Annotated in this window: 13 protein-coding genes; 2 read left to right on the forward strand and 11 right to left on the reverse strand. The window is 69.4% G+C overall.

The window, feature by feature from the left end; genetic code table 11:
- Positions 1-38: 38 nt before the first annotated feature.
- Positions 39-704 carry a TetR/AcrR family transcriptional regulator gene (locus B3G12_RS09140; RefSeq protein WP_012397363.1) on the reverse strand — a complete coding sequence of 222 codons (666 nt, stop codon included), beginning with the start codon at positions 702-704 and terminating at the stop codon, positions 39-41.
- A 150-nt stretch (positions 705-854) separates the two neighbouring features.
- Entirely contained in the window at positions 855-1,682 is an 828-nt protein-coding gene (locus B3G12_RS09145; protein ID WP_290499983.1) for a hydroxymethylpyrimidine/phosphomethylpyrimidine kinase, read from the reverse strand.
- A 119-nt stretch (positions 1,683-1,801) separates the two neighbouring features.
- Here B3G12_RS09145 and B3G12_RS09150 point away from each other — a divergent pair, with 119 nt between their 5' ends.
- A complete protein-coding gene (locus B3G12_RS09150) occupies positions 1,802-2,569 on the forward strand; it encodes a queuosine precursor transporter (RefSeq protein WP_290499985.1) in 768 nt (255 codons plus the stop codon).
- Positions 2,570-2,618: 49 nt separating this feature from the next.
- On the opposite strand, the gene B3G12_RS09155 is transcribed toward B3G12_RS09150, so the two are convergent.
- From B3G12_RS09155 to B3G12_RS09185, 7 genes are all read right to left on the reverse strand, one after another.
- Positions 2,619-3,473, reverse strand: coding sequence for an MBL fold metallo-hydrolase (locus tag B3G12_RS09155; protein WP_144941598.1), 855 nt, complete (start codon positions 3,471-3,473; stop codon positions 2,619-2,621).
- A gap of 2 nt (positions 3,474-3,475) precedes the next feature.
- Positions 3,476-4,669, reverse strand: coding sequence for a serine hydrolase domain-containing protein (locus B3G12_RS09160; protein ID WP_290499990.1), 1,194 nt, complete (start codon positions 4,667-4,669; stop codon positions 3,476-3,478).
- Between the two features lies 1 nt (position 4,670).
- Complete coding sequence (locus B3G12_RS09165) at positions 4,671-6,425, reverse strand: biotin carboxylase (RefSeq protein WP_290499992.1); 1,755 nt, start codon at positions 6,423-6,425, stop codon at positions 4,671-4,673.
- Positions 6,426-6,650: 225 nt separating this feature from the next.
- Complete coding sequence (tgt, locus tag B3G12_RS09170; RefSeq protein WP_414672746.1) at positions 6,651-7,937, reverse strand: tRNA guanosine(34) transglycosylase Tgt; 1,287 nt, start codon at positions 7,935-7,937, stop codon at positions 6,651-6,653.
- A gap of 398 nt (positions 7,938-8,335) precedes the next feature.
- The gene (locus B3G12_RS09175) at positions 8,336-9,133 is read right to left on the reverse strand and encodes an IclR family transcriptional regulator (RefSeq protein ID WP_055086268.1); all 798 of its coding nucleotides are present in this window, start codon (positions 9,131-9,133) and stop codon (positions 8,336-8,338) included.
- Positions 9,134-9,231: 98 nt separating this feature from the next.
- Positions 9,232-10,506 (reverse strand): M24 family metallopeptidase, encoded by a 1,275-nt coding sequence (locus B3G12_RS09180; RefSeq protein ID WP_055086270.1) that lies wholly within the window; start codon positions 10,504-10,506, stop codon positions 9,232-9,234.
- A gap of 132 nt (positions 10,507-10,638) precedes the next feature.
- Entirely contained in the window at positions 10,639-11,976 is a 1,338-nt protein-coding gene (locus B3G12_RS09185; RefSeq protein WP_144941135.1) for an MFS transporter, read from the reverse strand.
- Positions 11,977-12,251: 275 nt separating this feature from the next.
- On the opposite strand from B3G12_RS09185, the gene B3G12_RS09190 reads away from it, so the two are divergent.
- Positions 12,252-13,304 (forward strand): FUSC family protein, encoded by a 1,053-nt coding sequence (locus B3G12_RS09190; protein WP_290499996.1) that lies wholly within the window; start codon positions 12,252-12,254, stop codon positions 13,302-13,304.
- A gap of 39 nt (positions 13,305-13,343) precedes the next feature.
- Here the strand turns inward: B3G12_RS09190 and B3G12_RS09195 are convergent, their stop codons facing one another.
- Complete coding sequence (locus tag B3G12_RS09195; RefSeq protein WP_055086277.1) at positions 13,344-13,886, reverse strand: NUDIX hydrolase family protein; 543 nt, start codon at positions 13,884-13,886, stop codon at positions 13,344-13,346.
- 62 nt (positions 13,887-13,948) lie between these two features.
- Positions 13,949-15,133, reverse strand: coding sequence for a glycoside hydrolase family 76 protein (locus B3G12_RS09200; RefSeq protein ID WP_055086279.1), 1,185 nt, complete (start codon positions 15,131-15,133; stop codon positions 13,949-13,951).
- Positions 15,134-15,207: the final 74 nt, after the last annotated feature.

Genomic DNA, 15,207 nt, shown 5'->3' on the forward strand with positions numbered 1-15,207 from the left:
GCGAGTTCCGGTGCTGGGCCTACGTGGGGTCCCGGGGATCAGGACACCGCGCTGAGCTGCGGCGGCTGCTGGGGCAGGTGCACGGGGCGCATCTGGGCGTCGAACTGGGCACCCAGGCCGCGCTGGATGAAGCGGACGGTGGCCAGCGTGCGCTGCTGCTGGGCGCGGGTGCTCTCCACGGAGGTGGTGCGGTCCGCGGTGGAGGTCAGGGAGCCGTGCACCAGCTGGGAGAGCTCGTCGGTGTCGCCGTGGGGCAGGTAGCCCTCGTCCATGGCGCGCTGCAGGATGCCCGCGAGCACGGTCTGCAGCTTCTGCACGTGCGCGCCCAGCTTCGCGAAGTCCTCGGGGGAGAGCACCGTGCGCATGGCCTGGCCGGGAGGCAGGTGGCGGCGGCCGAGGTCCTCGATCTGGTGCTGGATGTAGACACCCAGCTGGTCCACGGGGTTCTCGGTGTCCGCGAGCTCGCGGTTGAGGTCCGCCACGAAGCGCTCGGTCTTGTCCAGGGCGTAGGCCACGAGCAGTTCGCCCATGTCCGCGAAGTAGTTGTAGACCGCAGTGCGGCCCACTCCGGCGGTCTTGGCGACGCGGGTCATGGTGAGGTCGGTGAGCCCGTTGCTGTACAGCAGCTCCCCGAACGCATCCAGGATCGCGCGCTGGGTGCGCTCTCGCTGGGCGGCGTTGCTGGGGGCTGTGATGCGGGGCATGACGACACCTTACCTTGTTCTGTCAGCAAAGCGCGGGTTGCCGACATCGCGTGCGGGTTCGATGTCCATTCCACCCCATGGAAACGGGGAATGCCCTGCGGAACAGGGCATTCCCCGAAGGCTCCCAGGAACCTCGGTGGCGCTGTGCGGCTACGCGTCAGCGGCGTATCCGCCCTGCCACAGGGAGTCGAACGGCAGGTGGGATGCCAGACGGTGCCGGATGCCCGCGGTGACGAAGCTCTTGGCGGTGCGGGCGGCGTCGAGCGGGGTGGCGCCCTTGGCGAGCTCCGCCGTCACGGCCGCCGCGAGCGAGCAGCCCGCGCCGGACACCGGCACCTCGCCCACCTTGGGCTCGGTGAGCACCTCGAGCGTGGAGCCGTCGTAGAACACGTCCACGGCCTCCGCCCCGGCCAGCCGCACGCCGCCCTTGGCGAGCACGGCGGCACCTGAGGAGTCGTGGATGCGCTTCGCGGCCTCCTTGAGGTCCTCCACCGAGTCGATGGACTCCATCCCGGACAGGGACAGGGACTCGAAGTGGTTGGGGGTCACGAACGTGGCCAGCGGCAGTACCTCCGCCTTCAGCGCCTGGTCCGTGTCCAGCGCGGCACCCGGCTCCTGGCCCTTGCAGATCAGCACGGGGTCCAGCACCAGGTGCTTCGGCCGGAGCTCCTTCATGGCGGTGGCCACGGTGCGGATGGTGTCCGGGTGGCCGAGCATGCCGATCTTCACGGCGTCCAGGTCGAATGCCGCGGTGATGGTCTGCAGCTGGTTCGCCAGGGTCTGCTGGTCCACGGGGGTCACGCGGTGGTCCCACCCGTTCTCCGGGTCGAACGCCACGATGCACGTGAGTGCGAGGGAGCCGAAGACCCCCAGCGAGGTGAAGGTCTTGATGTCCGCGAGCGCGCCGGCACCGCCGGTGGCCTCGGAGCCCGCGACGGTCATGGCGACGGGCGGCTGGTTTTGTGTGGTTTCACTCATGGACAGTATTGTGCTCCGCCCCGCACCGGCCCCGCGAGTTCCCCACGCCCCACTACACTGGGTGCGACGTCGGGTGGCAGGCGACGTCCCCTCGACGTCCCTCGACTCCAAGGACATCTGTGTCTTCCCACGCCACCCCGCCGCGCCCTTCTGCCGCCGCGCCGCACGCCGTCGCGTCCCCGTCCGGTGACACCGCCGCCCCGCCTCCCGCACGCGGGGCCGCCTTAGCGAGCCGCCCCCGCACGTACTTCGACCTCGTCCTCGCGGGCTACTGCGTGATTCTCGTGCTCTCCAACATCGGGGCCACGAAGGGCGTGCAGTTCGGGCCGGTTATCACGGACGGCGGCTTCTTCCTCTTCCCCCTGGCCTACGTGCTGGGGGACGTGGTCTCTGAGGTCTACGGCTTCCGCGCGGCCCGCCGGGCGATCCTCACGTCGTTCTTCTTCGGTGCGTTCTCGTCCCTGGTGTTCTGGATCGTGATCGCCCTCCCGGCCGCCCCGTTCTACGAGAACCAGTCCGCGTTCGAGGCGGTGCTGGGCCCGGTGCCGCTGATCGTGGCCGGCTCGCTGCTGGGCTACCTGGTGGGGCAGCTGCTCAACGCCTACGTGATGGTCAAGGTCAAGGAGCGCACCAGCGAGAAGCACCTGTGGGCGCGGCTGATCTCCTCGACACTGGTGGGGGAGCTCGTGGACACGTTGATCTTCTGCGCGGTGGCCGCGCCCGTGATCGGGATCGACTCGTGGTCCGCGTTCGTGAACTACGCCGTGGTGGGCTACGTGTACAAGTGCCTCGTGGAGGTCGTGATCATGCCCGTGACATACGCGGCTATCGCCTGGATCAAGCGCCGGGAGCCCGGCTACGCGCAGTCCGCCACGAGCCAGGGGTGAGGCTGGCGGGCACCGGCGGCAGCGGCCTCGTCGTGCCCAGGAGGAGCGCTCAGCGGTCCAGGTGGGCGAGCTGCGCGGCGATCGAGTGCTCGGCCGCGCGGCGCGCGCCGCCGGGCACGTCCGGGTAGACCACGTCCGTGACCGCCTCGACGCTGGCCCCGGAGCCGAGCCTGTTCACGACGTCGCGCACCTCCTCGAGGCGCGCGCGCCGGTGCCGCAGCAGCTCCAGGCACGTCTCGCGCAGGTCCGGCAACGGGTCCCCGTGGGCGGGCAGGCCCACGACACCGGCGCGCTGCGAGAGACGCTCGAGGGAGGCGAGGTAGTCGGTCAGGGAGCCGTCCGGGTGATCGATCATGGTGGTGCCGCGGCCCAGCACGGTGTCCCCCGTCAGCACCGTCTCCGGGACGTCGTGGGGCAGACGCAGGCATACCGAGTCCGAGGTGTGCCCGGGGGTGGCCATCACGCGGATGCTCACGCCGGCGGCCAGGACGGAGTCCCCGTCCCGCAGCGGTTCGCCGCTGTCCCGGCAGAACTGCGGCAGCGCGGCGCGCACGGGGGCGCCGGTGATCTCGTGGAGCCGGTCGATGCCGTCCGTGTGGTCCCCGTGGCGATGCGTCACGAGGATCAGCACCACGGTGCCCGTGGCCGCGACGGCCTGCAGATGCTCCTCGTCCGCGGGGCCCGGGTCCACGACGACGACGTCGGGGCCGGGCCACTCGCCGCGACCCTGCGCTGACGGGTGGTTGCCGTAGTGCGGGTGCTCCGGGCCCTCACCCCGGCCCGAGAGGATCCAGGTGTTGGTCCCGTCCAGCGTCATGGGGCCGGGGTTCGGGGCGAGCACCACGCCCGCCGAGCTGCTCACGCGGTGCAGCTTGCCGGGGACGGCCTCGTAGGGGCGGGCCAGGCTCACAGGCGGCCTTCCTGCACCGCCGCCGCGATCGTGTCGAAGGCCGTGATGGTGCTGAGCAGCATCCACGCGTCCTGCGGAACCGGCCAGCTGGAGAGCTTCACGGCGACCACGCGGGCCGGGCGGTTCACGTAGATCATCTGGCCGTGGATGCCCAGGGCGAGCACCACGTCCGAGCCCTCACGGGGAATCCAGAACTGGTTGCGGTACATGCCGCCGGGCATCCGGGTGTCCGTGGGGGAGTCTGCGAAGACCTGCCGGGAGTCCGGTGCACCGGTGAGCGTGTCGTGGATCCACTCGGCCGGGGTGACCCGTGCGCCCGTCATGGACACGCCGTCGCCCAGCACCACGCGGCCCACACGGGCCATGTCCCGCAGGGAGGCAGAGATGCCGCCGTCGAACATGCCTGTGCCGGTGGAGTCCACGCCGATGTTGGCGTCCTCCTCCGCGCCGATGCGGCTCCACAGCAGACGGGACATCAGCTGAGGCATGCGCGCGCCGCCGGCGGCCTCGCAGATCCATCCGAGCACGTCGGTCTCCGCCGAGCGGTACTCGAACAGCCCGCCGTGCTCCCGGACCTTCTGCAGACCCAGGAGGAACTCGTACATGCTGCGCGGGCCCGGGTGGGTCCACGCCTTCCAGCCGATGGCTTCCTCGAGCTGGCGCACCTCGGCGTCCGGATCCGTGTACTCCTCGGAGAACCGCACGCCGGTGCGCATGTCCAGCAGCTGGCGCACGGTGGCGCCGGCGTAGCCGGAGTACGCGAGCTGCGGCACGTACGCGGTCACGGGCGCGTCCGGGTGCAGCAGGCCCGCGCCCCACAGGGAGCCGGCCACCAGGCTGACCAGGGACTTGCTCACGGACATCAGCAGATGACGGGTGCCCGGGGCCATGCCGCTCGGGTAGTGCTCCGCGAACAGGCGGCCGTCGTGCTCCACGAGCCAGCCGTCCGTGTACGTCCAGTCCATGACCTCCCGCACCGTCAGGAACCGGCCATCCACCGTGACGAGGGGCAGCTCATCCACGGGGGCGGGTGCGCTCTCGAACGGGGCGGTGGGTGCCGCGGCGCGCGAGATCACGGCGGTGGGCAGGATGTCCGCGATGTGCTGGAAAGACCACGCGAGCTGCTCGGGCGTCTGCCAGTTGTTGAGAGTGACCCCCGCGCCAGGAGAGCTACTGGTTTCGCTCAGCAAGTCAGGCCTTCAAACCTGCGGATCCCCTGGCCCCTGCCGGGCGAACCAGGGGAGTCACGGCGTACATGTTCCGGAAGGACTCGATCAGGTGCTTGGCCCTGATGCTCAGGCCGAGCCCGTCCCGTGTGGCGCGCTGCAGCCGTCCCACCGAGACGATGATGCCGAGGTCTGCGCCCTTCCAGCGGAACTCGCCGGGACCGTAGATCCGCATGAAAAAGACTTCCGACGAGTTCTGGAGCTGGTGCCAGTCTAGTGCCGCGCGGCGGAAGACCAGTTCGCCGTCCGCGTTCACGAAGTACTGGCCGGTGCGGGGCGCCTTGTCGATCCGGGCCACCCCGGGACCGGTCTCCTTGACCACTGCCTGGCTCCACACGTCCACGGCCGCGAGCTCGGCCCAGCGCTCGTTGATCTCGTCCACGTCCAGCTGCACCTCGACGTCCATGTACTGCAGCAGGTGGAACAGGAACAGTGGGATGTCCGCGTACGCGCCTGCCGTGACCTGCGTGATGGCCGTGGCGCCGGAGATGCGCGGGTTCAGCTCGCCCAGGTAGACGTCCTTGGTGTCCGTGTCCACAAGCACGTCCACCTCGAAGAAGCCCTTGTAACCTTCCTGGCCCAGGCGGTCGCCCAGCCGGCGCACCATGCCTGCGGCCACGGCCCGAGTCTCGTCGTCCAGGACATCTGGGAAGGTCTCGTTGCCGCACCAGCCGCCGCGGTAAGGGGTCAGTTCCGCGTAGCCTGTGAGCTCGGTCATGAACGGGCCCACGATGGTGCCGGCGCTCGTCTGCACCGCCTCCACCGCCACGGGCACGTTGTTGATGCGCTTCATGACCTTGACCTCGTGGCCCACGATCTCACCCGAGTGCTTCTCCCAGTCCTCCTCCGAGGCGATGAAGAACGTGGTCTTGCCGGAGTCCCCGTAGGCGGTCTGCACCACCAGGTCCGTGCCCAGCCCGCAGTCCTCGGACTGCTCGCGCAGGTCGTCCCATGAGTCCACGGTGGTGAGGACGTTCGGCACGGACGGCACGCCCACCTCGTTGCCGAGGCGCGTGGTCACGAGTTTCGAGTCGAGCATCTCGCGCAGCTCCGCCTTGGGCAGGATCAGGTCGTAGCCGAGCTCCTCGCAGATCTCCTCCGTCTCCTCATTGAAGAAGACCAGGGCGATCTTGGGCCGGTTGCCGTGCGGCGTGCGGGACTCGATGTGCGCGCGCACCTCGTGGTGGCGCAGCAGCCAGTTGTTGATGTCCTCGCCAGACTCGAACTCGCGGGCCGGCTTGTCCTTGGGCGTGAAGATGCGCGGGTGGGCTCCGTCCCAGCCGTCGTAGTACGAGACGTAGGACAGGTTGCGGACCCAGCGGTCCAGGCCCAGCAGGTTGAACGGCGTGGCGCCCACGAAGAACACTGGGACGTCGTTGACGCGGAAGAAGTGGCGCACCTCGGACATGTTGCGCAGCACCCGGCGGGTGGGGCCGACGACGTCGAACGGCACGTACTTGGCGTCCGCCGCCACCCCGTAGCCTCCCGCGGAGGTCTCCGGCGAGTCGTCCACGGAGCCCGGGCGGCCGGTCTCCGGCTCGGCAGGCACGTCCTCCGGCAGTGATTCGACGGGGGGAGTGGCGAGGTCTGGCCCCGCGGCGTCGTCGACGGCGGGCGTGGCGGCCATGGTCTGCGAGACCTGCGCGCGCAGCAGCTCCTCCTCCGACGCACCCCGTCCTGAAGTCCCCTGAGTTTCCGAACGACCTGCGGTGTCGGTCACAATGACCACTCCTCTGCATCGATGTGAGTTCCGTTTATACAGGCCGCCGTTTGTGAGGAGCAACACAGAGGAGCCGAGCACGGGTAATTGCGCACAACGTGTCGTGATGTGGAGAGCCCGCGCGGCGATCAGGGCCAGAGCGATCATGCTTTCGGATGATATCGGCCCTGGTCATGGGGACGGTGCGTGCGACGTGCGGGGGCGGGCCCCGCGGCGTCGTCGTCCTCAGATGTTCGGCTGGGTCGTGCCGTAGTAGCTGCCCAGAAACTCGTCCCGGTACTCGAAGTAGGTGCCGTCGTCGATGGACGCGCGGGCCCCGGCCACGAGGTCCAGGACGAAGCGCTCGTTGTGGATGGACGCCAGGGTTGCGGCGTTGCGCTCCTTGGACTTGAACAGGTGCCGCAGGTAGGCACGCGTGTAGTGCGTGCACGTGTAGCAGGGGCACGTGTCCGAGATGGGGGTGAAGTCCCGCTTGAAGCGGATGTTCGTGAGGTTGAACCGGCCCGTGGGCGAGTAGACGGCCGAGGAACGGGCCACTCGGGTGGGGGAGACGCAGTCGAAGGTGTCCACCCCGTTGTCGATCGCGGTGAAGATGTCGTCCGGCTCGGAGATGCCCAGCAGGTGCTTGGGGGTGTTCTCCGGCAGCTCCTCCGTGCACCAGCGCACGATCGTACCCAGCTGCGACTTCTCCAGCGCGCCGCCGATCCCGAAGCCGTCGAAGCCCATCCCGGAGAGGTCCCGGCAGGCCTGGCGGCGGAGATCCTCGTACTGTGCGCCCTGGATGACGCCGAACAGTGCCTGGTAGGGCTTGTGGGCGCGCTCCTGCGTGAGCCGGTGGTGCTCGTAGACGCAGCGCAGCGCCCACTTCCGGGTGCGCTCCAGCGCGACCTCCTGGTACGCGCGGGTGTTGTGGAGGGTGGTGAGCTCGTCGAAGGCGAACATGATGTCCGCGCCGATGTTGTGCTGCACCCGCATCGACACCTCGGGGGTGAAGCGGTGCAGGTCACCGTTGAGGTAGGACCGGAACCACACGCCGTCGTCGTCCACCCGCGCCATGCGCTTCTGGCCCGGCGCCATCTGCGAGTCTCCCAGGGGGCTCGCGCCGGTGGACATGTCGATGACCTTGCCCAGACCCGAGCCCAGGGACATCACCTGGAACCCGCCGGAGTCCGTGAAGGTGGGGCCCGGCCAGTTCATGAAGGTGCTGAGCCCGCCGGCCTCGTCCAGGACGTCGTCCCCGGGTTCGAGGAACAGGTGGTAGGCGTTCGCGAGCATCGCCTGCGCGCCCTCCGCCGCCATGGACTCGGGCAGCACGGCCTTCATCGCGGCCTGGGTGGCCACGGGGATGAACGCGGGCGTCTGGATCTGACCGTGCGGCGTGGTGATGGTTCCGGTGCGCGCCTGGAACTGCCCGCCGTTCTCGCGGATCCGCGCCTCCGGCACACCCTTGCCGTCACGCAGACGGGTGTGGAACTGGAAGCTGAACGCGGGAACGGAGTCTGGGGAAGGCACACCACCATTGTGCCGGACCGCGGAATCCCCACGGTGCCGCTTCCGGCGTGACGACGCTGATCCCGCAGAACAATCCCTGGTGCATTGCCGGTGCGTCCCGCCACCGGCCTCCCATCGCTGTCCCTCGCACGGCCGCTGACGGCACTCCACGAACACCCCCGAGTCGATTTCCTGACGGATTCGCCGCCCTACACGCAGGTCGGCCTTGAAACTCTCAGGGGCCGTCGTCAGGTCACGGACGAATACCTCGTCACACTGGCCGCACTTGCCGGGGTGGAGCTCGCAACCTTTGACCGGGCGCTGGGCGCGAGTCATCCGGAGCACGTCCCCCGTCTGGACTGACTGCGGGCCACCCGGTCTGTGCGGGGCACCGGATCGTGGCCAGCCGGGCAAGGGTGTCAGCCGCCGTGCGATGCGTGTCCCAGCCGCTGGGACACCTCGTCCGCCGCGGCGGTGCACGTTGCCGCGATCTGCTCCACCTGGTCCTCCGTGACGCGGTAGCGCGGCGCCGCGATGATCACGGCGGCCACGAGCTCGTCCCGGTGGTCGAAGACGGGCGCGGCCACGCCCACCTCGTCCACGCGGGTCTTGCCGTAGTTCACGGCCACCCCGGCGGCGCGCACCTCGGTGAGGGCCTCCAGGTAGCGGGCGACGGCATCGTCGGCCGCGGAGTGGTGGGTCACGGTCCCCGCGAGCAGAAGGGCGCGGACCCGCTCCGCGGGCTGGTGGGCCAGGAAGATCTGCACGGACGAGCTCAGGGCGGTGTCGTACCGGGTGCCGAGTGGAATCGTGTGCCGGATCTCCTGCGGACTGGGGATCTGCTCCACGCACACGGTCTCGGAGCCGTTCCAGACCACCAGGGCACTGGTCTCGCCGGTCTGCTCGGTCAGCTCCTGCAGCACTGGGTAGGCCACGCGGCGCTCGTCCAGATCGGCCAGCAGCGGCCCGGCCAGGGTGATCAGCCCGAGCCCCAGACGGTAGCGGCGGCTCTGGGGGTCACGCTCCACCAGGTGCTCCTGCTCGAGGGTCGCCAGGATGCGGGAAACGGTGGACTTGTGCAGCCCCACCCGCCCGGCGATGTCGGTGACACCCAACAGGGGATCGTCGTGGGAGAAGCAGCGCAGCACGCTGACTGCGTTGGCGATGACGGGGGTGGTGCGGGAGTCGGCTGCGGACTCGGATCTCGGGGGTGCCATAGGACTTTACATTCTTGCGCAGATGGGGCCGGAGCCACGGCAGGCCTCGGGGGTGGCGCCGTGCGGACACGGTGCCACCCCCGCGGTGCTACGACTGACTAGGCCGGGATGATGTTGTGCTCAGGACCGTAGGGGAACTTGGTGATGTCCTCCGTGGTGTCCTCCCCGATCACCACGATGTCGTGCTCGCGGTAGCCTCCGGCACCGGGCTCGCCCTCCGGGATGGTGATCATCGGCTCCATGGATACCACCATGCCCGGTTCCAGGACGGTGTCGATGTCCTCGCGCAACTCCAGTCCCGCCTCGCGGCCGTAGTAGTGGGAGAGCACGCCGAAGGAGTGCCCGTAACCGAACGTGCGGTTGGCGAGCAGCCCGTGGGAGATGTAGATCTCGTTGAGCTCCGCGGCGATGTCCTTGCACACCGCACCCGGTTTGATGAGCTCCAGGCCCCGCTCGTGCACCTGCACGTTGATCTCCCACAGCTCGCGCGAGCGGGCGTCCGGCTCACCCAGGAACAGGGTGCGCTCCAGGGCCGTGTAGTAGCCGGAGGTCATGGGGAAGCAGTTCAGGGACAGGATGTCCCCGCGCCGCAGCTTCCTGGTGGTGGCCCAGTTGTGGGCGCCGTCCGTGTTGAGCCCGGACTGGAACCACACCCAGGTGTCCCGAACCTCGCGCAGGGGGAACGTCCGCGCGATCTCGTGCACCATGGCCTCCGTGCCGGCCAGTGCCACCTCGTACTCGCTCACCCCCTCGCGGATAGCCTCCCGGATGGCCTCGCCGCCGAGGTCCGCGATACGCGCACCGTGGGTGATGACCGCGATCTCCTCCGCGGACTTGATCATGCGCTGGCGCATGGCGTCCAGGGAGACGTCCACCAGCTCGGCGTCCGGGAACGCATCCTGGATGCGTTGACGGTTGAGCAGGGGCAGGGCGTCGTCCTCCACACCGATCCGCCGCGCTGTCACGTTGCGCTGGCGCAGCACCTCCTGCAGTGCGAAGTAGTAGTTGTCCCGGCGCCAGTCCGTGTAGATCACGTTCTCGCCGTAGCTGGTGCGCCACGGCATGCCGGCGTCGATGTTCGCGGTCACCGTGACCGAGTCCAGTGCGGTCACCACGAGCGCGTAGCTGCGGCCGAACGTGGTGAACAGGAAGTCCGAATAGTACTTGATGCCGTGGTAGCTGGTGAGGATCACGGCGTCGATCTGCCGGGCGGCCATGATCGCGCGCAGTCCGGCCAGGCGGCGCTCGAACTCGGCGTCCGAGAAGGTCAGCTGCTCCTTCTCGCCGTTGTGCATGACCTTCAGGCGGGCCAGCTCGGAGACGTCGGTGGCTTCCGTCGTGCGCGTGGCTTCGGTGGCGGGTGAGGTGTTCATGATCCTCCTTGGTGGTGTGCTGTCGTGTTCTGGTGGGGTGGTCGTTCTCGCCTGGACGGGGGACTTCTCGGGCGGGGTGGCGGGTGAGGCGGGGGACGACGACGCCGCGCGGCGTCGCCCCCGGTATGGCGGTCAGTCGGTCAGGGGCTTGTCGCACGTCTCGTGGGAGAAGGCGACGGCGACGAGCGAGACTGCGGCGGCGACCATGAGGTACCAGGCCGGCGCGAGATCCGAGTCGAAGGCTGAGATCAGCAGCGTGGCCATGAAAGGGGCGGTGCCGCCGAAGACCGCGTTGGACAGGTTGAAGCTGACCGCGAAGCCGCTGTAGCGGATCCGGGTGGGGAACTGCTCGGCCAGGAAGCTGGGCAGAGTGCCGTCGTTGAGCGTGAGCATGGCCCCGAGGAGCACCTGCACGAGCAGCACCACCGCGAACGTGCCCTGGTCCAGGAGCATGAACAGCGGCACCGTGAAGAGGATGAAACAGATCCCTGCGGCCAGAAGCATCTTCTTGCGGCCGAAGCGGTCCGAGGCCAGGCCCGTGAGGAAGATGAAACCGATGTAGGACAGCAGTGCCAGGGACGTGGCCAGGAAGGATTCCGTCTTGCCGAATCCGATCTCCTCGGAAAGGTACGTGGGCATGTAGCTGAGCAGCATGTAGAAGCCGACGGCGTTGAGCAGCACCGCGCCGCACGCCCGCAGCAGGGTGGCCCAGTGGTGGCGGAACATGTCCCTCACCGGGGCCGGGATGACCTCGTCATCCTTGGCGAGCTCCTGGAAGACCGGAGTGTCCTCGAGCTTGGTGCGCACGTAGCGCCCGATCAGGCCCATGGGGGCGGCCAGCAGGAACGGGATGCGCCAGCCCCACGAGTTCATCTGGTCCCCGGAGAGCAGCGCGGACAGTGCGGCCACGAACAGCGAGCCGAACAGCAGACCGGCTGCGGTGCTGGCCGGAACCACGGCGGCGTAGATTCCGCGCCGGTTGGACGGGGCGTACTCGACCAGGAACGCGGAGGCGCCAGCGTACTCGCCCGCCGCGGAGAAGCCCTGGACGATGCGCACGATCAGCAGCAGGATCGGGGCGAAGATGCCGATGCTCGCATGGCCGGGGATCAGGGCCATGCAGAACGTGGCGCCCGTCATGATCAGGATGGACAGCGAGAGCGCGGTGCGCCGGCCCAGCTTGTCGCCCAGGTGGCCCCAGAAGAAGCCACCCAGGGGCCGCACGAAGAACGAGATGGCGAACAGCGCGAACGTGGCCAGAAGCGCCGTCTGCGGATCGGAGTCCGGGAAGAACACGACGGCGATGGTCGCGGCCAGGTAGCCGTAGATCGCGTAGTCGAACCACTCCACGAAGTTGCCGATGAAGCTCGCGGAGATCACGCGGCGTCGGGTGGCGGCCGAGACCGGGGCAGACGGCGCCTCGGGACTCCCCGCCGCGGGCGCGGGTTGGGCTGTGGCTTCGTGGGTCATGGGTCCCCCAGGGTGAGATGTTGCAATGTCTGCAACGCGGTTGCTTCAAAGTAGTAGTGGCCGATCGTTCCGTCAAGGGGTAGAGCTCTGTCTGCTTGCCGGATCGAGAGCAGGTGAGCGGCCTACTCCTCACAGAACACGCGTGTCGTTACGGTCGTGTTGCAACACCGTTGCGAGCGAGGGAACGATTTCCTGGGTGGGTGCGGACGGGGGACGCATCTGAGGGAGAATGGGGCGTCCCCGTGTCACCCCGTGGAAAAGGCGCTCCAGCACACGTGAGTCAGATTTCCGAGTTCTTCACGATCCAGCCGTCCCAGCGCGACCACGTCCCGGCGGCGCGGATCGCCCTGTCGGTGGCGATCCCCCTGCTGGTGCTGCTGCTCGTGGATCGTACGGACCTGGCCATCTACGCGGCGTTCGGGGCCTTCACCTCCATCTACGCGCGCAACGAACCCGCCCGCGCACGTGCGGCACACCAGTCCTGGGCGGGTCTGCTGGTGGTGCTGTGCGTGATGCTGGGTGCTCTGCTGTCGGACGTGGGGGCACCGGAGCCTGCGGTGCTGGCCGTCACGGCGGTCGTGGCCGGGGTGGGTGCGCTGCTTGCGGCATACCTCACGCTCAAGCCGGCGGGCTCGCTGTTCTTCATCTTCGCGACGGGGGCGATCGGCACGCTGCCCGACGCGGCCCCCGTGTGGCAGGCCGGTGCGGTGGCCGCCGTCTCCGCAGCACTGTCCGTGGGCCTCGGTGCCGCTTTCACCCTCGTGGGCGAGGGCGTGCGGGGCCCTGTCGCACCCGTTCCTGCGCACCACGGCCTGAGCTGGGCGCAGCTGTGGGCCCACGCCGGGCGGTTCTTCGTAGCCACGGGCCTGGCCGCGGTGCTGGGCAGCCTGAGCGGACTCTCCCACAGCTACTGGGCCATGGTGGCGGCCGCGGCCCCAATTGCCGCGCCGGACCTCACCGCCCGCACCCTGCGCGCGGTGCACCGCGTGATTGGCACCCTGGGAGGTGTGGGGGTCACCGCGTTCCTGCTGTCCCTGCAACTGCAGAGCTGGCACATCGTGGTGTTCGTGATCCTGCTGCAGTTCCTCGCGGAGCTGTTCGTGGGGCGCAACTACTCCGTGGCGCTTCTGTTCATCACCCCGCTGGCCCTGCTGATGACCGAGCTCGCGAACCCTGGCGGGGCGTCCTCGCTGCTGCAGGCACGCGCGCGGTGGAGACGGTCATCGGTGCCGCGTGCGGACTCGCTGTGGTCTACGTGTTCCGATCACGCGAGGAGCGCATCGCGGACACGCAGGCCCTGCCGCTCATCCGGCAGGCCACTGGAATGATGCCCAGGGTCCCGACGCGGGACGAAGACTGAGAAGGCCTCAGCGGCCCCAGCCGGCGTGGGCGATGGCCTGGCGGATGAGGTCCTCGCGGCCGCCCTCGAACTCATCCTGGACGTCCAGCGAGAGGGCCTCGTCCGGGGTCATCCACGAGAGCTGCAGCGCGTCCTGGCGGGGCTCGCACTCACCGCGCACGGGGATGATGTAGCTCAGCGCCACGGCGTGCTGGCGGTCGTCGGTCAACCCCGTCTCGGACGGGGACGGGAAGAACTCCGAGACCGCGAACGGCACCGTGGTGGAGGGCATCTGCGGCATCGCCAGGCGCCCGAGGTCCTTCTCCAGGTGGCGCAGCAGCGCGGCGCGCACCGTCTCTCGGTACATCACACGCCCGGAGACGAACGTGCGCACCATGCGGCCTTCGTCGTTGGCGGTGAGCAGCAGCCCGATCTCAGAGAGACACCCCAGTGGGTCCAGGCGCACGGGAATGGCCTGGACGTACACGATGGGCAGCGTGGCGCGTGCTCGGTTGAGGTCCTCTTCGCTGAGCCAACCAGGGTTCGGGTCCGGTGTGCGTACTGAACTCATGAGTCGTTTCTACCCTCGTCACACCCTTTCGGGCCAGAGCGGATTCGCGTGCCGCGCCGGGTTCAGCGGTCAGCCGAAAGCGCCGCGGCCTCGAGGACCGTCCACGCCTGCACCTGGGTGCTCAGCTCCACGGGGGCTCCGGTGCGCTGGGTGTCGTTCGCGTGGCGGGAGGGCTCCGGGGAGAACACGGCCACCGTCTCGTGATCCACGGTCTGCGCGGTGACGCCGGGCCGGGAGAAGTCCACGTCCGGGTCGAACTCACGGCGGCCGTCCCACAGGGCGTCGGCGGTGGCGGCGACGAGCGCGCGAGCAGTCATGCGCGCTGTCGGCTCCAGCTGCGACGACGCCGCCGCCTCGCCCAGGTAACGCGCCAGGATCCCGGTGAACAGCCCGGCGTCTCCACCGCCCTGGCCCTTCAGGACGGGCAGGCCGTGCGGTCCCTCGACGGTGAACTCGCGGGCCGCCCCGTGGACGAGGCGTGCCGCACGGTCCAACCACAGCTTCCGCTGCGCCGGGTCCGTCACGTGCTGCGCGAGTTCGAGCGCCGCACCCAGGACCGGTCCACTGTTGTACGTGTACACGTGCGGGTCCACGGCGGTCGTCTCCGTGCCGGAGCCCGCCGCGATCAGCCGGACACCGTCCAGGAACACGCCGCGCTCGGCGTCGAAGAGCGTGTCGAAGAGCCACATCAGCAGGGCGTGGGCCTCCTCGACGCGGTGCATCCGCAGGAAGCTCAGCGCCACCGGCGCCGTGGACGCGGTGTTCTTGTAGTCGCGGGTCGTGTTCCACCACGAGCCGCCGCCCAGATTCTCGTCGCACCCCGCCTCGAGTCGCCTGGCCAGCGCCACGCCGTCGTCCTTCACCGTGCGCGTGGTGCGGCCCGTGGCCGCGACGTCCTCGTGGCGCAGCCTGCCCAGCGCGAGGGACAGCCAGGCCATGTCGTCGAAGAACACGTTGTTCGTCACCCGGCCGCCGCTGTGCACGGCGATGCCCCGCAGCAGCTGGTGCGCGCGGGAGCGGGCCCAGGCGGCGGCGTCGGCGTGAGCGGCGCGGCGCTCGCGGGCGGCGGCGTCCAGGAACGCCTCCATGAGGTGCGCCTGCCACCAGTAGTGCCAGGGGCCGCGACGCGGGTGCGGGAATGCGACGGCGCCCAGGTACGTGCCCGGCACGCGGAACGCCCGGGAGCCGAAGAGGTGGTCCACGGAGTGGGCGGCCTTGGCGGCCCGGTGGGCGGGGGACTCGGACATGGCGGGGCTCCTGCGACGGCGGACGGGGTGTCCCAGAAGCCTACCGGGCGCCGCTGCGGGGGGGGGGGGGGGGG

Origin of the sequence: Kocuria sp. UBA5001 (assembly GCF_002398425.1) — a bacterium.
Lineage (GTDB): Bacteria > Actinomycetota > Actinomycetes > Actinomycetales > Micrococcaceae > Kocuria > Kocuria salsicia.